Here is a 20,206-nt window from a genome sequence, read left to right on the forward strand (position 1 = left end):
ACCGGAGCGGGCGCCACCGCCCCACCCGTGCCCGGCCGGCTGACCTCGCGAGCCAGGTCTCGCGCGTAGCGCTGTCCAGCAGGCGTTCACCACATGGCCCCTGTGGCCCGTGGGCAGCGCGCGGGCGAACTCGACGCGGCGCGGATACCCGTAGCCCGCCAGCCGGTCCCGGCTCCAGGCGACATTGTCGGCCGCGGTGGCCAGATGCCCGGTCACCAACCGCGACGCGGCCGGCTGCGGATCCTTCCGCGCGCCGGGCCACACCTCGTACGCCTGGCGAACGGCGACGGCGGCCCAGGACCCGAGCCCCGCGACGTCTCCCTCGCCGTGATCCCGCTGCCGCTCGTCGGCCATGCACCCCCCGCGACCCATGATCCCGCCGGCGGAGCAGAGGACTTCAGCGCAGGGCCGACCGTACGGCGTCAGGTGAGCGGCCTACGACCGCTGTGCCGTCGTCCGCCGTGATGATCGGGCGCTGGATGAGGATCGGCCGGGTGGCCAGGGCCTTGATCCAGCGGTCGCGGTGGGCGGTGTCCCGTTCCCATGTCTCCATGCCCAGCTCGACCGCGGCCGGTTCGGAGAGCCGGGTGATGTCCCAGGGTTCCAGTTGCAGCCGGTCCAGCACACGCTCGAGTTCGTCCGCGGTGGGCGGCTCTTCCAGATAGCGCCGCACGGTGTATTGGGCGCCCTCCGCGTCCAGCAGGGACAGAGCGGAGCTGCACTTGGAGCAGGCAGGGTTGATCCAGATTTCCATGTGTGGTGATGTTCCGATGTTCGGGCCGGGCCACGGGCGTCGGCGCCGGTGGTCAGGAGGTGGTCGCGCCGGGCAGGGCCAGGAACTCACTGCGGGAGCGGGCGTCGGAACGCAGCAGGCCGAGCAGGGTGGAGGTCATGGTGCTCGATCCGGTGGCCTGGACCCCGCGCAGGGTCATGCAGCAGTGCTCGGCCTCGATGACCACGCCGACACCCTTGGGTTCCAGGTGGGTCTGCAGCCAGTCGGCGACCTGCTTGGTCAGCCGTTCTCCTCGTCACGCGGGTCTTCGTGCGGGTCTATTCGGGCGTGGTGATGTGCGGGCGCTCGGTCATGTCAGCTGCCCCCGATGCCCAGGGCGGTGAGCAGGACCAGGACGAGGGTGGCCACGGCGAACAGTCCGTGTGCGAGGACGACCGGCAGCGGGAAGTGGCGTTCGGCGGGTACGGAGCCGTCGGCTCCCTGGGCCGTTGCGGCGGCCGGGGCCGCCGGCACCGGGGCCCGGTCGCGGTAGACGGGGATCCAGCGGGCCAGCATCACGAATCCCAGCAGGGCGACCGGCAGGAGCAGGCCGAAGGCGGTCCAGGCCAGGGCGCTCTTGTCGGCCACGACATAGATGATCCACACCACGAGTCCGATCGCGGCCAGGGCGAAGTGCCCGAAGACGACGGGTGCGGGCAGGCGGCTGGTGCCGGACTGTTGCTGCTGGATACCGCCGCGCCGGATCCAGGTGCCGAGCATGTAGAAGCCGCCGAGGGCGGTGACCACCCAGGTGATCAGTGCGGCGATGTCCATGGGTGACTCCCGAGTGAGTGTCGCTGTCGACAGCGGTGCCGGTGCCGGTGCCGGTGTCGCTGCCGTGTCGGTGGTGGTGCCGATGTCTGGTCGGTGTCGGTGTCGAGAAGAGCCGACCCGCCCCAGCCGGCCGGGCGAGGCCGCACCGCGGCGGGTCGCGGGCCGGGTCACACGGCTGAGTGGGGGTCTCCCGTGCCGTGCCGGGGCGTGTATCCCTCGGCCTGGGTGCTCTCGTCGGCGACCCGTACGCCGTAGCGGTAGGCGAGCTTGCCACCCAGGAATCCCGAGACTCCCAGGGCGGCCAGGCTGATCGCGGACAGGATGAGCCTGCCCGGGCCGACGCTCCCGCCGTCGGTGTAGGTGCTGTAGCGCCACAGGAAGTTGACGGCGTAGGCGGCGGTGACCGCCAGGTTCAACGTCATGTGGATCAGGGCCGTGCGAAAGGCCGGGGTGCCGGTCGGGATCGCGAACAGGTCGAGGAATCCGACGGTGGCCGCCAGCAGGGCCCCGATCACGCCGACCGCGATCAGCCACTCCGAGCCCTGGGTCAGGAAGCCCGGGCGGTCGACGACGTGGGACGCGATGTCGAACACCAGGCTGGTCACCCAGGCGCCGATCGGCACGGTGACCAGCATCGGGTGGAACGGATGGCCGTACGGGCCGGCGAGCGACGCGCTGACCGGACGTTTCGCCTGGAGCTGTGACTCATGAGCCATCGCGACCTCCTCTGATTTCACCAACAAATCTTGGTGTTATTCCGCTGGGTCGTCAAGATGTGCAGCCCACAGGGCCAAAAGAACTCTTGTGCGTACGCCCATGGGGGTTACCGTGGTGGTGTGGCTTCCGAACCGACAGCACCGGCCGATGCGGTCCCCAGCGCGATCGAGTCCGTCAGCGTCCTGAGCGAGGACTCGCGGCGGCGTATGTTCGCCTTCGTGCGGCGGGCCGGCCGTGCCGTCACCCGGGACGAGGCGGCCGCCAGCGCCGGGATATCCAGCAAGCTCGCCGCTTTCCACCTGGACAAGCTCGTCGACGCGGGTCTGCTCCGCGCGCGCTATGAGACGCCCGGCGGGATCCGCAAGGTCGGCAGACGGCCGAAGGTGTACGAGCCCAGCGGCGCGCAGATCACCGTGAGCATCCCCGACCGGCGCCACGAGTTCCTGGCGGACCTTCTGCTGGAGGCGGTCCTGGGTGAGGGGGCGGGTGAGGATGCGGCGCAGGCGGCGGTGCGGACCGCCGGGCAGCGCGGCCGGCGGCTGGGGGAGGCGGCGCGGGAGGAGACCCGTCCGGGTCGCCTGGGTCCCGAGCGGGGGCTGACCGCGTGCGAGCGGCTGCTGGACGCGTACGGCTACGAACCGGTGCGGGAGGCTCCCACCCGGCTCCGGCTGCGCAACTGCCCGTTCCATCCGCTGGCCGCGAAGGCGCCCGGCCTGGTGTGCGGCATGAACCAGGCCTTCCTCAGCGGTTACCTCACCGGCCTGGAGGTCCGCGGGGTCCAGGCCGTGCTGGCCCCCGAGGCCGGCGAATGCTGCGTACGACTGTGTCCCACCGACACCGATCGTGATGACCGGCCGGCCCAGGACCACTGACGCGAGGCCGGCCGCCCGCTCCCGCGCATCTCGCCGCTCACGTCACGGGGCGGGGACGCCTGGCGCCGCGGGATCACAGGCCGGACACATCGGCGTCCCCGTGGACGGTGGTCACATCGGCGCGCGGTGGAGCCTCACGGGATGAGCGGGGTGACGGCGCGGGCATGCTGCCACATCCCGTGGAGCTGCTCGAAGGGACGCTGTTGCTCGCCGTGCAGGGCGTTGAGGACCACGAGGCATCCGGTGAGGGCCGGCACCACCCATTGCACGCAGGCGAGCTGCCGCTGTGCCTTCTCCGTGTCGATGGGGTGCTGGGCGGCCTTCTCGGTGTCCCGCGGGTCCGGGGAGGCGGCCAGCTCGATCTTCTTGCCGAGGACACGCGCGTAGGCGGTCGCGGCCAGCGCCGCCGCGGTGACGACCGTCTTGGCGGTGGTGGAGGCGGCCACGCCCTTCTGGGTATTGACCCGGTGGGCGTTCGCGGCGAGCAGTGCGCCGCCGCCGAAGAGGTGGGCGCCGATGGCGGCGGCGTTGACGGGCGTCCACTTCGTCCAGCCCGAGGAGGAGATCCGTGCCGCCTCCGTCTCCGTGGTGCCTTCGTCCTTGGCGGCCCCGTTGAGACCGACCGCGCCCATGAGCGAGCCGCCGAACCACGCTGCGAGGCCCACGTCGTGCAAGCTGCGGACAATGGTGTTGCGTCCGGACATGGCAGTGCTCCTTCGTGCAAAAGGCGTGTGATGAGCCGACATGAGGTCGGGCGTGACTCCACCCTCGCCGCAGCCCGTTGCCCCCGCCATCACTGCTGACCCAGACGGGCCTGCGGCCGGGACCGGAGGGCGTCGGCGCGGACGCCCTCCGGTTGCGGCCGGCGTCCGCGCGGACGCGGGCGGGGGCCTAAACGCGGCAGAGACGAAAAAGCCGATAGGCCGATCCATGTGTCATTTTCCGCTGACCAGTTACTCGTGAGTGTGAAGAACGGCCGATCGCGAGGTCCGTGGAGGTGGCGACCCGCCACCGCGGTGCGGGGCCTCCCGGAGCTGACACAGAACAGCACTGCGGTGCCGAGGAGAGTGGCTGATGAGCGAGTCCGTACAGGAAGGTGCCGGAAGGCTACGGCAGACCGGTGAGACAGCCAGGACAGAGGCGTCCGCCACGGCCGATCAGGCCAGGCAGGCCGCGGGCCAGGTGGCGGGGACCGCCGCGGAGCAGGCCAAGGCGGTGGCCGGGCAGGCGCGGCAGCAGGCCGGTACGGTCATCGACGAGCTGCGGGGCCGGGCGATGAACGAGGCCGCCGAGCAGACGCGGCGCGCGACGGAGACGCTGCGCCAGTGGTCGGACGACATCGCGGGCCTGGCCGAGAACGCCCCGGGCGACTCGCCCGCCCGCAACCTCGCCAACCAGGTGGCCGACAGGGGCCACCGGGTCGCCGACTACGTCCAGAAACATGGCATCGACGGCGTGGTCACCGACCTGCGCCATTTCGCCCGCAGGCGCCCGGGAGCCTTCCTGGGCGGTGCGCTGCTGGCCGGGGTGGCGGTCGGCCGCCTGGCCAGGGCGGCGGGAAGCGCCAAGCAGTCGTCGCAGCCCGAGCAGCACACGAGCGGTGCCCCGCAATTCGACGCGGACAGTACACCGGCCACGCCGACGCTCCCGGCCGGCCCCGGTCCGGAGGTCCCGCCGATGCCGCCGTCACCCCCGGTCGTGCCGGAGGCGACGGAGCCGTCCGGCACGCCGCAGGCTCCGCCGGTGCCGGTGGATCCGCCGCATCCCGGCACGCCGGCCCGACCCTACCCGGAGGTGTGAGGTGTCGTCGGTCCCTCCGAGGCCCGCGGAGCACGGGCGGGACAGGTCGGTCGGTGAACTGCTGGCGGTGGTGACGTCCGATGTGCAGACCCTGTTCCGGCAGGAGATCGAGCTGGCCAAGACGGAGGTGCGGCAGGAGGCGGCCAAGGCGGGCAAGGCGGCCGGCATGTACGGCGGCGCCGGGTTCGGCGGCTACATGGTGCTGCTGTTCCTGTCACTGGCCGCCGTCCTCGGCCTGTCGAACGTGATGGACGGCGGCTGGGCCGCCCTGATCGTCGCCGCCGTGTGGGCCGTCGTCGCGGCCGTGCTCTACCAGCGGGGCCGCACGCAGATGCGAACCGTCGAGCCCAAGCCCGAGCGAACCGTCGAATCGTTGAAGGAGGATGCGCAATGGGCACGTCACCCGACCAAATAAGGGCCGAGATCGATGCGACCCGGGACCAGCTGTCCGCGGACGTGAACCAGCTCGCGGACCGGACCAGCCCGCGCCGTGTGGCCCGCCGCCAGACCGAGCGCGCCCGGGGCAGGCTCACGGGTCTGCGCGACCGGGTCATGGGGAGTGCCTCGCAGACCGCCCACGGGGTGACGAGCGGTGCCCAGTCGGCGGCCGGCTCTTTGCAGGAGGGCGCCGGACAGGCGACGGACGCGGTGCGCGAAACGGCGGGGCAGGTCGGGGACGCGGTCGGCCGGGCCCCTGACGAGGTGATGCGCCGGACGCAGGGCAGCCCGTTGGCCGCCGGGCTCATCGCCTTCGGTGCCGGTGTGCTGCTGTCCTCGCTGCTGCCGGCCTCACAGGCCGAGGAACGGGCGGCCGCCGGGCTGATGGAAAGCGGTGGTGAGGCGCTGGAGCCGCTGAAGCAGGCAGCTCTGGAGTCCGTGCAGCATGTGCAGGAAGACGCCAAGGAGGTCGCGCAGCGGGCCGCCGGGCAAGTCAGGGACACCGCCGCCGACGCCGCCCGCGCGACCCAGGAGGAGGCACGCGGCCAGGGCGAGCAGCTGACGGCCCAGGCACGGGAGTCGGGGCAGCAGGTCGCCGGCGAGGCCCGGGGCGGGTCGGGCGGCTGACGGCCGGGCCCCTTCCGGTGCCGCCGCGCGTGCCCCGCACCGGCACGGACCGGGTACCGGACCGGCTCCCGGTCCGGTACCCGGGCGGACGCGGTCCCGAGCCGGCCGGCGGTGCTGCCGGAACGCGCCCGCGGCGCGGACCGCGGCACCCAGGCCGTGGCCGCCACTGGCTCGGGCGTGATCATGTTCGGCCGGCGACCGGGACTGTCGTCGGGGGCGCGCCGGTCCGGGGGCCCGGTGGGCGCCGGGGTGCCCGCCAGCCAGGAGGGCACGCGGGCCGGTTGCCCACCAGCAAGAGGACCTCATGCGGCTGATCCCCTACGCGCGGATCGGCGGCGACGATGACATCGCACGTGTCCAGGCGCAGGCCGGTGTCCCGTGCGATCCCGGCGTTGGAGTGCCCACGGCTGCCGCGAGCACCACCTTGGCCCGGGCGGAGTTGCCGGGGACTCTTGTGGCCGGAGGTCTTCTCCTTCAGGCGATGGCGCTCGCAGGCACGCGGCGAGACCGGCCCGGCGGAACGGACGGTCACGAAGGACTGCCGTTCCTCGGCGTCGGAGTGGGCCGGGCGGTGTCTGGCGGACGCCGTCGGCCGGCGGGTTCGGGGCTGACGGCGTCCGCGTCGGGGCTTCAGGATTCAGGGTTGGCCAGGCGGCTGAGCAGGGTCACGGCGTCGTTGCGCGCCACCGGCTGGAAGAAGCGTGCGTCGACGTTCTCGACGGCGGCGATCGCGCGCGGGGCCAGCTCGGCACCGACGCTGGTGACACGCAGCCGTTTGGCGCGGGTGTCGGCGGGGTCGACCTCGCGCTCGATCAGACCCTTGGCCTCCAAAGCGCGCAGGACCTGCGAGGTCATCTTGACATCGGTGCCGGCCTGCCGGGCCAGGGCCTGCTGGTTGGGGTGTTCGCCGTGCGTGTTCAGCCACCAGGTGCAGGCGAGTAGGACGAACTGGACGTGGGTGAGGTCCAGGGGTGCGAGGGCCGCGGCGACATCGCGCTGCCAGCGCAGCGTGGCGTGCCAGAGCAGGAATCCGGGGCTGTCGCCGGGGGTGAGGGCCATCAGCCCTGTGCCAGTTTGACCAGGGCGGCCATGGTCTCTGGCCAGTCCGCGGTGACGGCCGGACCGATCTGCGGGCCGAGCTCGTCGGCGCCGGTGCCGGTGATCTCCATCCGGTATGTCACTCGAACGCGACCCCGCTCGCCCTGGTCGATCCGGTGGGCCGTGCGCAGGAGCAGCTCGCCGAACCGGGCCTCGTCCACGAACATTTCGTTGACTGTCGCCTCGGCGACGATCAGGTGCACCGGGTCCTGGTCGGCCGGCGCCATCACGATCTCAGTACCCGCCGCGAACGGGCCGTTGATCCGGACGCTCGCGATGTCGGCGTTCCAGACTCCCCAGTTCTCGACGTCGGCCCACAGGCGCCAGATCGCCTCGGGCGCGGCGTCGGTCTCGATGCTGTGCTCGTATGTCCACATCAGGGGCCTCCTGGGCAGGCAGATTATCTTCACGCAGATTATCTGCGCATAGATAACTTGTCCACACGTCCCTCAACGCCCTTCGCTGGGTCCGAGGGCAGCCCTCGCCCAGCGCCGCTTCCGCGTCAACCCCCCGAAGGACCTCCGGAACCGACCGTCGAGCCGCAGGTCTGGTCACGGCCGCTCGGTCGAGTTCCCGGGGGATGGGGAGCGCCTACCGGTCGGTCCGCTGCGGCGCGGCCTCGTACCCCGGCCGCCGGCCTCGGCCGGGATCCGCTACCGGCCCGCATCGCGGACAGCCCGCAGCGCGGCCGCCATGACCTGTGCCGGGCTGCCGGACGCGTCGACGGTGATGCCCGGTTCATCGGCGCGCAGGGGTTCGAGACTGTCGTACTGGGAGCCGAGCAGCTCGGCCGGCATGAAATGCCCCTGGCGGCGCGCCATGCGTTCCGCGGCCACCTCACGGCCGAGAGCCAGATGGATGAACCACAGATCGGCTCCCGTACGCCGGAACCCGTCGCGGTACGCCCGTTTCAGCGCGGAACACGCGGCGACGCCACCTTGCCCACTGGCCGCGGCGGTCCGGATCCACTCGGTGAACGCCACCAGCCAGGACAGCCGGTCGCTGTCGTCGAGAGGCTGTCCGGACGCCATTTTGGCTCGGTTCGCCGCCGAGTGGAGGTCATCACCTTCCAGGAACGGCACCCCGAGCAGATGCGCCAGCCCCGCTGCGACGGTGGACTTGCCGGACCCGGACACGCCCATCACGATCACGACGCGCGAGGCCCCGAGCGCTTCGGTCAACGAACCTCCCGAAGGTGCCGGCACGACACGGACACGGCTACACATCCACTATCGCCCGTCGTCTCCACAGCCACATGGGGATGTCGTGCCGGGGCGGCCCCGACCCGCGCGGTAGGCGCCGGACGACCGTCATGCGTGGTCGACGGGTTTGGCAGATAGTGGTCACGGGATGACGTTCCAGGCAGCTCCCCGTCCGATACAGGAGGCTCGATGTCCGCATCACGTTCCGTGACCGCGCTCACCGGCATCTTCGCGTTCGGCCTCGCCCTCACCGCTTGCCAGAACCAGGCTTCCGGCCAGATCGTGGCGCTGAACGGTGCCAGGATCGTGGAGATCGTCTCGAACGCTTCGACCCACGGATGCCGCCGTTTCCGCGAAGATGTGACACGAGTCACCAACTACACACAGAACAGCCTGTTGCTGTACACGACGCCCGACTGCTCCGTGCCGCCGGGCGGAACGAGCGTTTATGTGGACGCCCAGTCCTCGGACGAAGCCGTCAGGTCCACCGGCCTGTGGCGCAGTTTCTCCTTCGCTCCCGAGTGACCCCATCGCATCCGGCATGACGGCAGCGTGACCGTATGTGTGGGCCTCCGGCGGATGAGCCGAGCCGGTGATGAACGCTTTCCGCAGGGCGATGGGCCCCTCATCGGGTGGACGCCGACTGCCGTGCCGGACCTCGATGCCCGCGGAACCGGGGCCGGGGCATCGAGGTCGGGCTGTGGCTCAGGCGTCGATGATGACCGGGATGATGAGGGGCTTGCGGCGGTGGGCGCGGAACGCCCAGTTGGCCACGGCGCGGGCGAGGAGCTGTTCGAGTTGGCGCGCGTCCCCGACGCCTTCCTCGGCCGCTGCGGCCAGGGTCTTCTCGATGACGGGGATGACCGGCTCGAAGGTGGTCTCGTCGTGGACGAAGCCGCGGGCCAGGAAGTCGGGGGCCTCGGCGAGGGCGCCGGTGTCCGCGTCGACGATCGCCACCACCGTGACCACGCCTTCGGCGGCGAGGGTGAGGCGGTCCTTGAGAGAAGCTTCGGTGGCGCCGCCGACCTCCATGCCGTCCACGTAGACGTTCCCGGCGGGGACCTTGCCGGTGATGGATGCGCGCCCGTCGACCAGGTCGACGACGACACCGTCCTCGGCGATGACGACCCGGTCCGGGGCGACGCCCGTACGGATGGCGAGGTCGCCGTTGGCCCGCAGGTGGCGCCATTCGCCGTGCACGGGCATGACGTTGCGGGGCTTGACGATGTTGTAGCAGTAGACGAGTTCGCCGGCGCTGGCATGCCCGGAGACGTGCACCTTGGCGTTGCCCTTGTGGACCACGTGAGCGCCCCACCGGGTGAGTCCGTTGATCACCCGGTAGATGGCGTTCTCGTTGCCGGGGATGAGAGAGCTGGCGAGCAGGACGGTGTCGCCCTTGCCGATGCGGATCATGTGGTCACGGTTGGCCATCCGTGACAGCGCGGCCATCGGTTCGCCCTGGGAGCCGGTGCACACCAGAGTGATCTTGTGGTCCGGGAGCTTCTCCAGCTCCTTCGTGCTCACGATCAGACCGGACGGGACCTTCAGATAGCCCAGGTCACGGGCGATGCCCATGTTGCGCACCATCGACCGGCCGACGAAGGCGACCTTGCGGCCGTGCTGGTGGGCGGCGTCCAGGACCTGCTGGATGCGGTGCACGTGACTGGCGAAGCTGGAGACGATGACCCGGCGCGGCGCGGTCCGCATCACCTGCTCGATCGCCGGATTCAGCTCACGCTCGGAGGTGGTGAAGCCGGGCACTTCGGCGTTGGTGGAGTCGGTGAGGAACAGGTCCACGCCCTCCTCACCGAGGCGGGCGAAGGCCCGTAGATCGGTGATGCGGTCGTCGAGAGGGAACTGGTCCATCTTGAAGTCACCGGTGTGCAGCACCATCCCGGCGCCGGTACGGATCGCGACCGCGAGACTGTCGGGAATGGAATGGTTGACCGCCACGAATTCGCAGTCGAAGGGCCCGAACCCGCGCCGGTCACCCTCCCGCACCCGCACCGTGCGCGGCCGGATGCCGTGTTCCTTGAGCTTGGCCTCCAGGAACGCCAGCGTCAGCTTGGAGCCGACGACGGGAATGTCGGACCGCTCGCGCAGCAGGTACGGCACGCCGCCGATGTGGTCCTCGTGACCGTGGGTGAGTACCACGGCCACGATGTCGTCCAGCCGGTCCCGGATCGAGGTGAAGTCCGGCAGGATCACATCCACGCCGGGCTGGGTCTCCTCCGGGAACAGCACGCCGCAGTCGACGATGAGCAGCTTGCCCGCGTACTCGAATACGGTCATGTTGCGGCCGATCTCGCCCAGGCCACCCAGGGCGATGACCCGCAACCCCCCTTCAGGCAGGGGAGGGGCGGCTTTCAGCTCGGGGTGCGGATGACTCATACCCTGACGGTACCCGGAGAGCGGGGACAGGATGATCCATCGCCGGTGTGATCTCTCCTTCCCGACGGAGCGGGACACCCGCGGCGGCCTGCCGTCCTCGGGGCGGCCACGTCCCGCCACATGCCGGCCCGGGGCAGGGGAGTGTTCGACGTGAACCGGCCAGAGCGACCGCCGCCGCCCCGCACTCAAGCGATCAACCAGCTCAGGGCCGTCCCCTGTACGGGGTCAGCCCGGTCGAGCGTGCCGTGACGGCCCTGCCGGCATCGACCGGCGGCCCGCCGGCCGCCGGATGGCGGCTGCGCCCGTGGGACCGCCCGATGTGGCGACCCGCCGCTCCCGCAGACGGTCGGTGGCGGGAGCCGTGATCCGGTGCCGGCACGCCGGGACGAGCTGCCGGGGGCGCCTTCTGCAGCCGATCTCGCGGACAGCCGCGCAGGTGATTACGTACTGGCGGCCCCGGTCACACCTGACGACACCGCTCTTTCTCAGATATCTGTTCCCGCGAGATGAGAGTTCGGCAGATCCCGCAGTAAGGCTTTTTGCCGCAATGGGCAGAGCGGAGTTATGTAACGTGCACAGACCGCTCCCGCGTGCTACTGTTCATCTCAGTTGCAGTTGTGGTTCCCGAAACTTCAAGTGCCCCCTCCCGGTTCTGCCGGTTGGGAGCACTTTTGTATTTCCGGTCATGCTCCGGGCGGGGTAATCATCGCGGCGACACGGTGTCCGTAAGGTGCGGATTCCGGTGTACTGCCCCAAAGGAGATATGACATGGCTACTGGTACCGTGAAGTGGTTCAACGCGGAAAAGGGCTTCGGCTTCATCGAGCAGGACGGTGGCGGCGCGGACGTGTTCGCCCACTACTCGAACATCTCCGCGCAGGGCTTCCGTGAGCTGCTCGAAGGCCAGAAGGTCAGCTTCGACATCGCGCAGGGCCAGAAGGGCCCGACGGCCGAGAACATCGTTCCGGCCTGACGCTCACGCACAAGCTGCAGCTGGGGCCCGCATCCTTCGGGGTGCGGGCCCCAGCTGCACGCAGCTCCCGCAGCGGTTTCACCTGCGGGACGACGCGGAGGAATCCGCAGCCCCACCACGCGCGAATGCCCCCCGGCATGCAGAGCATCCTGGGGAGCCGCACCGCAGCCGACGCCCGGATCCCACATCCCCATCGCGTCACTCATTTCAGCGTCTGTGCTCCCGGAGATTTCCGCCAGCCGGATCTGCTGTCTTTTGCCACCGGTTCATACTCGTAATTCTTCATGCTGCTCATCGGTGCGGGAATTCCTTGATATGTGCCACATCGAGGAAGGTTCCGCATGAACCGCACATACACGAACGACCGCCCCGCCCGCGCTCGCAATGGCAGTGCCGACGCCGGAAAGGGCGGCAGCCGCTTCGGCTCGCAGGCACCGCGCCGTTCGGGCGGCCCCGCTCGTTCCGGTGGTTACGGCCGCCGGTCCGACGCAGTGCAGGGCGAGTTCGCGCTGCCCAGGACGATCACCCCCGCGCTGCCCGCCGTCGAGGCGTTCGCCGATCTCGACATGCCCGAGCCGCTGCTGGCCGAACTCGGCAAGCAGGGTGTGACCGCGCCGTTCCCGATCCAGGGCGCGACGCTGCCCAACTCCCTGGCGGGCCGTGACGTCCTGGGCCGCGGGCGCACCGGTTCCGGCAAGACCCTCGCCTTCGGCCTCGCCCTGCTCGCCCGCACGGCCGGACGGCGTGCGGAGTCCCGCCAGCCGCTGGGGCTGATCCTCGTACCGACGCGTGAGCTCGCGCAGCAGGTGACCGACGCGCTGACTCCGTACGCCCGCTCGGTCAGGCTGCGGCTGGCCACCGTCGTCGGCGGGATGTCCATCGGCAAGCAGGCCGGCGCGCTGCGCGGCGGAGCCGAGATCGTCGTCGCGACCCCGGGCCGGCTCAAGGACCTCATCGACCGCGGCGACTGCCGGCTGAACCAGGTCGCCATCACCGTCCTGGACGAGGCCGACCAGATGACCGACATGGGATTCATGCCCCAGGTCACCGCCCTGCTCGACCAGGTACGCCCCGAAGGGCAGCGGATGCTTTTCTCCGCCACCCTGGACCGCAACGTCGACCTGCTGGTGCGCCGCTACCTGACCGACCCGGTCGTGCACTCGGTCGACCCGTCGGCCGGTGCGGTGACGACGATGGAGCACCACGTGCTGCACGTCCACGGCGCCGACAAGCACGCCGCCACGACGGAGATCGCCGCCCGCGACGGCCGCGTGATCATGTTTCTGGACACCAAGCACGCCGTCGACCGGCTGACCCAGGACCTGCTCGACAGCGGGGTACGGGCCGCCGCGCTGCACGGCGGCAAGTCGCAGCCGCAGCGCACCCGCACACTGGCGCAGTTCAAGACCGGGCACGTCAGCGTGCTGGTGGCGACCAACGTCGCCGCCCGCGGCATCCACGTCGACAACCTCGACCTCGTCGTCAATGTCGATCCGCCGACCGACCACAAGGACTACCTCCACCGCGGCGGCCGCACCGCCCGAGCCGGCGAGTCCGGCAGCGTCGTCACGCTCGTCACACCGCAGCAGCGCCGCGGCATGGTCCGTCTCATGTCGGCTGCCGGGATCCGGCCGCAGACCACCCAGGTCCACTCGGGTGACGAGGCCCTGAGCCGGATCACCGGTGCCCAGGCCCCGTCCGGCATCCCGGTGGTCATCACCGCACCGGTGGTCGAGCGCCCCACGCGCAGTGCCTCCTCACGCGGCCGACGCCGCCCCTCTTCGGCGACCCGGCGTGCGCCCGTACGCCAGTCCGCCATCGGTGCGGCGGTCTAGAACCTTCGTGATCAGGAGGCCCTGGCGCCTCTGAAGGCGCCTTTTGACGCTGGTTCAGGCGCCGCCCCGTCCCACGGACGCCAACCCCGTGCACAGGTCGGCGCCAGTGCCGGCTGCAAGGGACCGCGTCCACCCGCGCGACGTCCTTGACGACCCCGGTTCGTCCGCCCCACCCGTGACCACGATGGCCGAAGCCGAGCACGTGAAGCGCACCCGTCGGCCCGGTGCCCTACCGGTGGTCGGCGGGCAAGGCAGCGCTGCGGGCACCCTCGCCTCTTCCGCTGAAACGCCTCAACTCCGTCGGACCGTTCTCCCCTTCTCCCTGTGAGGCCGCATGCGCTGCGTCATCGCCCGCTTCCCCTTCGAGCTCACCAAGGGCGGCGTGCTGGAATCGATGAAGGGCGTCAAGCCCGAACCGGTCACCGGCGAATCCGTGATCATCGGCCGCCGCCACTACCCCGTCAAGCAAGTCGGCCAGGTCATCACCCGCCAGGACCGCCGTGACTTCAGCGCCGCCGAGGTCCTCCGAGCCATGACACAGCTCGGCTTCACCTGCCGTACTCCCCCCGAAGCCGTGCCCGCGCCCGTGGACACCGTCGGGTCGCTCCAGCGAGCTTCCGCGATGCTCGGCACACCCGTCACGGTCTGACCGAGCAAAAGAGCACGAGCCGGCACCTGAACGGCAGTGTGGGCCCGACCGGCGTGCCGGTCGGGCCCACACTGCGTGCGGCGTTCCCCGTCGCCGTGGATGCTCAGAGGTCGGAGTGAGGGAAGCCGCCCACAGCCCAGGCGCTGACGTCCTCGATCGCGACCCGGCACATCTCCGCCCGCCTCAGGGATCCCCACCGTGCCCCGCACGACCGGGCGACACGGAAGTGCAGACGGGTGGGCGGCCCGTCCTTCCTCGCGGGGGTGTCGAAGACGGCGGCGAACTCTCGCGAGCGGGCGGAATCCGTCGGCACATCCGGCACCCTCTGCCCTCACGCTGCTTCGAAAGCCAGTCGACAGGTGACCACGGACACGGACATCCGGTCGCTCCGACCGACTCCACCAGGGCGGCGGCGTCAACGAGCAGCTCGTCAGGCTTCGACGTGACGCGGACGTATTCGCTGGCCTGCGGTTGCTCGAGCGGTGGCGTTACCGGGCAAGGCAGGCGCTCACGGTCTTGCCGCCGGAAGCCCGGCGGGTGACCGCGGTGGCGCGGGCGAGGCGGTTGACCATGGGCCAGCCGAAGCCCGCGGTGCCGCCGTTCAGGTCGGGGGTGCGCATGCGCGGCGCATGCCGGCTGGGGTCGTGAACGGCCACCTCGATGCTGTCGGGGCGGGCCGTCAGATCCAGTGTGCAGCGGCCTCCGCCGTGCCGCAGGGCGTTGGTGACGAGCTCCGACACGACCAGGACCACAGTGTCCGCGGCATCAGGGGCCACGGCCGGCTGCCGCAAACCCTGGAGGAAGGCCCGTGCCGTATCGCGCGCGTCGGCAATGGCTGTTGGGCAACGGACGGTTGTGGCGTCGACGGTCATCGTGTTCATCAGGGTCACCCTGGTTCTCTGGATCGTCCATGCCCGGCCTTCGCCTACCCAGCCCCAGTGCCCCGCCCTCCACCCGCCAACCCGGCAGGGCCACAGGGTTTGCCCGAGGGGTTGCGGGACGAGGAGCAGTGTCACCGGCGTCATGAACCGGTCCAGGCTGACTACCTCCTCTTCGAGCGCACGAAAATCTATGTCCGCCAGAGTAGACATTGGGCAGTGGTGTGGTTATGGTTTCTGTCGTAGCCGAGATCGAGCGAGGCCCGGCAGAGATGAACTGCCGGGCAGCAGTACACGCAGTCGCAGTTCGCAGGACGGTGCGGTGGTGGAGTTCCGAAGCCAGAGCAGTTGCAGGACGGTGACGGGACTGACGACCGGACCGGGTGGCCCGCGGTGATCAGGGGCCGCCGTGAGTGGTGCATCAGTGGTTCCGTAAGTGCGGTTCGCAGTACCAGCAGTGCAGTGGTCAGTAGTTCTCGGTAAAGGCGTCGGGCTGCGGACGCGCGTGCCGGGATGTTCGGCAGTGGGGTTCGAAGCCAGGGCAGACGCAGGACGGGCGACGGGCCGGCTGCCGGAGAGTGGCGCTGTTCGAGGCCACCAGCAGTTCGCAGTACCAGTAGTACGCAGTTCCCGTCAGTGAGTAGTTGGTCAAGAGGGAAGAACGGAGGAGCCCCGCACCGTCAGGATCGCCCGGGAGGAAGTCTTGGCCCCGGGTACCGCAGGACATCGATAGTGAGGTGGTCTCCGGTCGAGCAACCGCGATCCCCGCGCCCCCGACAGCGTCCAGGTCGGGTTCGCGGAAACAGAAGGCCGGCGCAGTAGCAGGGCCGGCAGATGGTGTAGCAGTTCCTTCGGGGCCCTGGTGCGATACGGCACCGGGGCCCCTCAACTTGTCCCGCAGAGAGGTGCGATGACAGCAGACGACTCGTTCGGCCGTCTCGATGACGACGACTACCCCGCCTACACCATGGGCCGGGCGGCCGAGATGCTCGGCACCACCCAGGGCTTCCTCCGCGCCATCGGCGAAGCCCGCCTCATCACCCCGCTCCGCTCCGCGGGCGGCCACCGCCGCTACTCCCGCTACCAACTGCGCATCGCCGCCCGCGCCCGGGAACTCGTCGACCACGGCACCCCCATCGAGGCCGCCTGCCGCATCGTCATCCTCGAAGACCAGCTCGAGGAAGCGCGGCGCCTCAACGCCGAACACCGCCTCAACGCCGAACACCGCCGCGCCACCGAATCGGCGAACCCGACCGCAGCAGCATGAGACGGGCGGCCCCGTCCGCGTCGGCGGACACCGCGCGCGCGGTATGCCGGGCGGTCTGATCTTTCCTATGGTGACGTGGCGTGTGGGCGTGTAGCGTTCTGTGTCAGCTGTCGTGGTTCGGAATTCCCTCCTGCCCGTGCCTTTGGTGTGGGCGTTTTGCTGTGCTGTGCCGCAGGGACCAGGGCGATCACCTCCGCCTTCCACATGGAGTGGAAGGCGTTCATCGACCGGAAGGCATAAGACATGGCAACGGGAACTGTGAAGTGGTTCAACGCGGAGAAGGGGTTCGGCTTCATCGCCCAGGACGGCGGCGGCCCGGACGTCTTCGCCCACTACTCCGCGATCAACTCCTCGGGCTTCCGTGAGCTCCAGGAGGGCCAGATCGTGACGTTCGACGTCACCCAGGGCCAGAAGGGCCCGCAGGCCGAGAACATCACCCCGGCCTGACGTCGCAGCCCTGCCCCAGGGGGCGCACACTGCGTCCGGTGAGCGCCGCCCGAGCGGGCTATGCCGCCCACCCGGGTGAAGTGCCTGCTCTCGTGCCGGGCGTGCACAGTTTGCAGGGGCCGCGCAGCCATTGCTGCGCGGCCCCGATCTGTTGAGGCGGAGGCGGGTGCGACCGCGGCCCGGACTTCCCGACCTCAGTCGCTTCGAGCGTCGTCCGGTTCGGGTGCCGCACGCCCTGCGCCGCGGTTCGCGCAGATTTGAGCAGTAGACGGCCAGACGCTCGTCCAGGCTCCAGGGAAGGCTCTTCGCAGGCTTTTCGCCGAGCGGGATCGTCCGAACTGCGGTCGGCGTGCCGGTTCTGGACCAACCTCCCGAGATGCTGCCGCAGTGAGACCTTCTAGCATGGGCGCATTGCTGCCGGTGATGCCCAGCCGCCCGAGGGAGGACGAGAAGCTGTGTCCCGCGACGCCGCTGAAGTCGAAGACGGTCACGCCGCCTCAGCGTGTGGTGGGTGCGGTGAAGACGGGCTACCCGGCGGATCACAAGGCGGCCATGCAGGGGAGAAGGGTCACCCGGTTGCCGCCCTGGTGGAGCGGGCGGCCGACCTGGCCCAACCGATCAAGCCGAGATTGCGTGGCTGGCTCCACGCCGGAATGGTCCCCGCAGCACTGATCGCGGGCGTCGTACTGATCTGCCTGGCCCGTACTCCGCAGGCAGCCCTGGCCTGCGCCGTGTACTCGGTCACCGCCTGGCTGCTGTTCGCAACGAGCGCCATCTACCACCGAGGCACCTGGGGACCACTGGGCGAGGCTCTTCTACGACGACTCGACCACGCCAACATCTTCCTGATCATCGCCGGTACCTGCACCCCCCTGGCCGTGCTCCTCCTCCCGACGGCACCACGCTCCATGCTGCTGTGGATCGTGTGGGCGGGCGCGTCGGCCGGCATCGCGTTCCGGGTCCTGTGGGTCGGAGCTCCGCGGTGGCTGTACACCCCGTGTTACCTGGCCCTGGGCTGGGCGCCGGTGCGCTACCTGCCCGACTTCCTGCACAGCGGCGGAGCAGCCGTAGTCGTCCTGATCGTCGTCGGCGGTCTCCTCTACAGCGCGGGCGCGGTCGTCTACGCCCTGCGGCGGCCCGATCCCTCACCCCGCTGGTTCGGCTACCACGAGGTCTTCCACGCGCTGACCGTGGCAGCCTTCGCCGCGCATTACTTCGCCATCTCCCTGGCCGCCTACTGACCGCGGCAGTGTCCGGGCCTGGGCAGCCAGTCACAGGTGTGGCCGCGTGCCGGTCCGCGAACGGGCCGGGCGGTGGCCGAGGAATCGCCCGGCAGATCACCCCGTCCCGTCCGCCCGAGGCCCGCCGAGGCGGGATACCGCCTCCCAGTCCCCAGTCCCCGAGTCCCGGATCCCCGCGTCCCCGAGTGCCGGATCCCCGAGTCCCGGATCCCCGAGTCATTGGCCAGGAATGCTCCGCCCCTTCCGCGACGGTGCGGAGGCGTCGGCGAGGTCGGCGCCGGTGTCGGCGTCCCGCTGGGAGTGACCGACGCCGTGCCAGTCCAGGCACATGACGGTCGCGTCGTCCTGCAGGTGACCGTCGTTGGCGTCGACGACCGCCGCGATGAGGGTGCGGGCCGCCTCGCGGGGATGCAGCGCGCGGGTGCGCATGATCAGGTCGGACAGGTCGAGGCGGTTGGAGTTGCGCTCCAGCATGCCGTCGGTCAGCATCACCAGCCGGTCGCCCGGACGCAGGTCCAGCGACTGGACCCGGTAGGTGTGAGGGGCGGGGAAGCCGAACGGCGTGTCGACCTGCGGAGTGATCTCCCGCACCTGTCCGTCCCGCATGCGCAGCGGCCAGGGGTGCCCGGCGTTGACGAACTCGGTCTTGCCGTCGAGCAGGCTGATGCGCAGGAGCTGCCCGGTGACGTAGCTCTGGCGGCCGTGCTCGCGCATGGCCTGGTCGGCCTGGCGGGCCTGTTCGGCGAGGTCGGCGCCGGCCCGCCGGGCCCGGCGCAGGGCGCCCACCGCAAGGGTGGCCAGCAGCGCGGCGTCGACGTCGTGCCCCATGGCGTCGGTGACGGAGAGCTGGACCGTGTCGCGGTCGACCGCGTAGTCGAAGGTGTCGCCCCCGACGTGGTCGGCCGGCTCCAGCGCCCCGGCGACCGCGAACTGTGCCGCCTCACAGGCCAGCGACGCCGGGAGCAGCCGGTGCTGGATCTCCGCGGCCAGGCTCAGGGGGGTGGTGCGGCGGCCCCACTGATATACATCGGTGAAGGACCGGTTGGCGATGACGATGTACGCCAGGGCGTGCGCGGTCTCGCCGATCTCCCGCATCACCTCCGCGTCCGGCGCCGCAGGCAGGAACAGTTCGAGGAGACCGATGGCGTCCCCGCGATTGGTCACCGGGGCGACGATCCGAACCAGCGCGCCGTCGCCATGGTCCTCCACGCTCGGTCGCTGGGTGCGGATGACGTCGTCGTACAGGGTGCCCCGCAGCGTGATGCGCCGGGCGGGTTCATCGGTGTCGACGCTGCCCGCCGTCCCCAGCCGTACCACCGAACCACCGGTGAAGTCGGTGATGAGGAACGACACCGACGCCGCCCCGAGATGCTCCCTGAGCATGCGCGCGACCACGTCGAGCGACTCCACGGGCGCCGCGCTCTCCGCCGCCGCCAGCGTCTCCGCCAAGGTCATCGCCCGGCCTTGGACATCCCCCTTCTCCGGAGGGCGAGCGGTCGGCCTACCGTCCCCGTCAGGCCCGCGTACGGTCACGATGGTTCCTCGCCGCTCGTTGGTGCTCAGGGTTCCGTCCCGGGTGCCCGAGGGGGCAGCGCCAGCCCGGTGCCGGGCGAATGTTATTGCACCACAGAGGCACTGAGAAATATTCCTGTCGCCCCACCGCTCGTTCCCCTCGTTGGCTGCTTGCTGGATCCGGTCGATCAGGTGGTGGGGTGTGACCCCGTCGGCGAACGTGGTCGCCTCGGTCGTGCACGGTGGTCCGGCCGCGCGTGCGGGCGGCGTACAGGTGGGCGAGGTCCTGCACACCCCTGCACACCCTCGCCCGGCGTGGCCGTGACGCTCGTACGGTGCTCCGAACACCTTGGAGACCGTCTCCAAGGTGGGGAACCACCCGTGGAACAGCGGATTTTCGCGACCCCGATCCTTACGACGTGTTCCTGATGACGTCGCATGTGGAGTGCGAGGCCATTCTCGAACCAGTTGTGCAGCGCCCTGACCTGCGAGTTCAATGGTGAAGCCGTTCCTCGTGCGGTCATATCGTGGCGAGTACCCGGTTCGCCGTGAAGCACTTGCTCAAGCCCGCCCGGCCGGGCGGACCCCGCCGACAGACTCATCGTGGACCGAACGGTGCCGGATCCGGTGTGCACGACGCAGGCCCGCATCCTCAGCCCAGCTCACCGGCAGCCGGGCGACCGGTGGTGGCCGGCCGGCCCCACCGCCACCTGG

Annotated in this window: 21 protein-coding genes and 2 pseudogenes; 11 read left to right on the forward strand and 12 right to left on the reverse strand. The window is 70.4% G+C overall.

What is annotated here, in order from left to right; genetic code table 11:
• Positions 1–397: 397 nt before the first annotated feature.
• From ACGFT1_RS07225 to ACGFT1_RS07240, 4 genes and pseudogenes are all read right to left on the reverse strand, one after another.
• The gene (locus ACGFT1_RS07225; RefSeq protein WP_373908037.1) at positions 398–754 is read right to left on the reverse strand and encodes an ArsC/Spx/MgsR family protein; all 357 of its coding nucleotides are present in this window, start codon (positions 752–754) and stop codon (positions 398–400) included.
• A gap of 52 nt (positions 755–806) precedes the next feature.
• Positions 807–1,022, reverse strand: a pseudogene (locus ACGFT1_RS07230) (GTP cyclohydrolase I); the annotation flags it as partial.
• Positions 1,023–1,087: 65 nt separating this feature from the next.
• On the reverse strand, positions 1,088–1,546 hold the full coding sequence (locus ACGFT1_RS07235; protein WP_373908038.1) for a hypothetical protein: 459 nt from the start codon (positions 1,544–1,546) through the stop codon (positions 1,088–1,090).
• Positions 1,547–1,713: 167 nt separating this feature from the next.
• Positions 1,714–2,262 carry a DUF2231 domain-containing protein gene (locus tag ACGFT1_RS07240; protein ID WP_373908039.1) on the reverse strand — a complete coding sequence of 183 codons (549 nt, stop codon included), beginning with the start codon at positions 2,260–2,262 and terminating at the stop codon, positions 1,714–1,716.
• A gap of 120 nt (positions 2,263–2,382) precedes the next feature.
• Between ACGFT1_RS07240 and ACGFT1_RS07245 the strand changes: the two genes are divergently transcribed.
• On the forward strand, positions 2,383–3,135 hold the full coding sequence (locus ACGFT1_RS07245; protein WP_373908040.1) for a helix-turn-helix transcriptional regulator: 753 nt from the start codon (positions 2,383–2,385) through the stop codon (positions 3,133–3,135).
• A gap of 134 nt (positions 3,136–3,269) precedes the next feature.
• Here the strand turns inward: ACGFT1_RS07245 and ACGFT1_RS07250 are convergent, their stop codons facing one another.
• Positions 3,270–3,839 (reverse strand): hypothetical protein, encoded by a 570-nt coding sequence (locus tag ACGFT1_RS07250; RefSeq protein ID WP_373908041.1) that lies wholly within the window; start codon positions 3,837–3,839, stop codon positions 3,270–3,272.
• A gap of 370 nt (positions 3,840–4,209) precedes the next feature.
• On the opposite strand from ACGFT1_RS07250, the gene ACGFT1_RS07255 reads away from it, so the two are divergent.
• From ACGFT1_RS07255 to ACGFT1_RS07265, 3 genes are read left to right on the forward strand one after another with little or no spacing between them, the layout of a single operon-like run.
• A complete protein-coding gene (locus ACGFT1_RS07255; RefSeq protein ID WP_373908042.1) occupies positions 4,210–4,935 on the forward strand; it encodes a hypothetical protein in 726 nt (241 codons plus the stop codon).
• Between the two features lies 1 nt (position 4,936).
• Complete coding sequence (locus ACGFT1_RS07260) at positions 4,937–5,350, forward strand: phage holin family protein (RefSeq protein ID WP_373908043.1); 414 nt, start codon at positions 4,937–4,939, stop codon at positions 5,348–5,350.
• Positions 5,326–6,000, forward strand: coding sequence for a DUF3618 domain-containing protein (locus ACGFT1_RS07265; protein WP_373908044.1), 675 nt, complete (start codon positions 5,326–5,328; stop codon positions 5,998–6,000). The genes ACGFT1_RS07260 and ACGFT1_RS07265 overlap by 25 nt, the downstream gene beginning before the upstream one ends.
• Before the next feature lie 630 nt (positions 6,001–6,630).
• On the opposite strand, the gene ACGFT1_RS07270 is transcribed toward ACGFT1_RS07265, so the two are convergent.
• From ACGFT1_RS07270 to ACGFT1_RS07280, 3 genes are all read right to left on the reverse strand, one after another.
• Complete coding sequence (locus ACGFT1_RS07270; protein WP_373908045.1) at positions 6,631–7,059, reverse strand: MarR family winged helix-turn-helix transcriptional regulator; 429 nt, start codon at positions 7,057–7,059, stop codon at positions 6,631–6,633.
• Positions 7,059–7,475, reverse strand: a complete 417-nt coding sequence (locus ACGFT1_RS07275) for a polyketide cyclase (RefSeq protein ID WP_373908046.1) — start codon at positions 7,473–7,475, stop codon at positions 7,059–7,061. Before ACGFT1_RS07275 ends, ACGFT1_RS07270 begins: the two co-directional genes overlap by 1 nt.
• Before the next feature lie 276 nt (positions 7,476–7,751).
• Positions 7,752–8,279, reverse strand: a complete 528-nt coding sequence (locus tag ACGFT1_RS07280) for a gluconokinase (RefSeq protein ID WP_373908047.1) — start codon at positions 8,277–8,279, stop codon at positions 7,752–7,754.
• Between the two features lie 210 nt (positions 8,280–8,489).
• Between ACGFT1_RS07280 and ACGFT1_RS07285 the strand changes: the two genes are divergently transcribed.
• The gene (locus ACGFT1_RS07285; protein ID WP_373908048.1) at positions 8,490–8,825 is read left to right on the forward strand and encodes a hypothetical protein; all 336 of its coding nucleotides are present in this window, start codon (positions 8,490–8,492) and stop codon (positions 8,823–8,825) included.
• Positions 8,826–9,005: 180 nt separating this feature from the next.
• Here the strand turns inward: ACGFT1_RS07285 and ACGFT1_RS07290 are convergent, their stop codons facing one another.
• Complete coding sequence (locus ACGFT1_RS07290) at positions 9,006–10,691, reverse strand: ribonuclease J (protein ID WP_373908049.1); 1,686 nt, start codon at positions 10,689–10,691, stop codon at positions 9,006–9,008.
• Between the two features lie 768 nt (positions 10,692–11,459).
• Here ACGFT1_RS07290 and ACGFT1_RS07295 point away from each other — a divergent pair.
• The 3 genes from ACGFT1_RS07295 (at position 11,460) to ACGFT1_RS07305 (ending at position 14,147) form a co-directional block, all read left to right on the forward strand.
• On the forward strand, positions 11,460–11,663 hold the full coding sequence (locus ACGFT1_RS07295; RefSeq protein WP_030730357.1) for a cold-shock protein: 204 nt from the start codon (positions 11,460–11,462) through the stop codon (positions 11,661–11,663).
• A 341-nt stretch (positions 11,664–12,004) separates the two neighbouring features.
• A complete protein-coding gene (locus ACGFT1_RS07300; RefSeq protein ID WP_373908050.1) occupies positions 12,005–13,498 on the forward strand; it encodes a DEAD/DEAH box helicase in 1,494 nt (497 codons plus the stop codon).
• Between the two features lie 334 nt (positions 13,499–13,832).
• Entirely contained in the window at positions 13,833–14,147 is a 315-nt protein-coding gene (locus ACGFT1_RS07305) for an SCO5918 family protein (RefSeq protein WP_373908051.1), read from the forward strand.
• Between the two features lie 103 nt (positions 14,148–14,250).
• Here the strand turns inward: ACGFT1_RS07305 and ACGFT1_RS07310 are convergent.
• Together ACGFT1_RS07310 and ACGFT1_RS07315 are read right to left on the reverse strand one after the other, a co-directional pair.
• A pseudogene (locus ACGFT1_RS07310) lies at positions 14,251–14,573 on the reverse strand (hypothetical protein).
• Positions 14,574–14,635: 62 nt separating this feature from the next.
• On the reverse strand, positions 14,636–15,028 hold the full coding sequence (locus tag ACGFT1_RS07315; RefSeq protein ID WP_373908052.1) for an ATP-binding protein: 393 nt from the start codon (positions 15,026–15,028) through the stop codon (positions 14,636–14,638).
• 907 nt (positions 15,029–15,935) lie between these two features.
• Between ACGFT1_RS07315 and ACGFT1_RS07320 the strand changes: the two genes are divergently transcribed.
• From ACGFT1_RS07320 to ACGFT1_RS07330, 3 genes are all read left to right on the forward strand, one after another.
• Positions 15,936–16,292 (forward strand): MerR family transcriptional regulator, encoded by a 357-nt coding sequence (locus tag ACGFT1_RS07320; protein WP_373908053.1) that lies wholly within the window; start codon positions 15,936–15,938, stop codon positions 16,290–16,292.
• A gap of 243 nt (positions 16,293–16,535) precedes the next feature.
• On the forward strand, positions 16,536–16,739 hold the full coding sequence (locus tag ACGFT1_RS07325; RefSeq protein WP_053751759.1) for a cold-shock protein: 204 nt from the start codon (positions 16,536–16,538) through the stop codon (positions 16,737–16,739).
• 455 nt (positions 16,740–17,194) lie between these two features.
• Positions 17,195–17,980: a hemolysin III family protein gene (locus tag ACGFT1_RS07330; RefSeq protein ID WP_373908054.1), complete on the forward strand. Its 786-nt coding sequence runs from the start codon at positions 17,195–17,197 to the stop codon at positions 17,978–17,980.
• 216 nt (positions 17,981–18,196) lie between these two features.
• On the opposite strand, the gene ACGFT1_RS07335 is transcribed toward ACGFT1_RS07330, so the two are convergent.
• On the reverse strand, positions 18,197–19,435 hold the full coding sequence (locus ACGFT1_RS07335; protein ID WP_373908055.1) for a PP2C family protein-serine/threonine phosphatase: 1,239 nt from the start codon (positions 19,433–19,435) through the stop codon (positions 18,197–18,199).
• Positions 19,436–20,206 lie beyond the last annotated feature (771 nt).

This window comes from Streptomyces sp. Y20, assembly GCF_043195475.1.
Classification (GTDB): Bacteria; Actinomycetota; Actinomycetes; order Streptomycetales; family Streptomycetaceae; genus Streptomyces.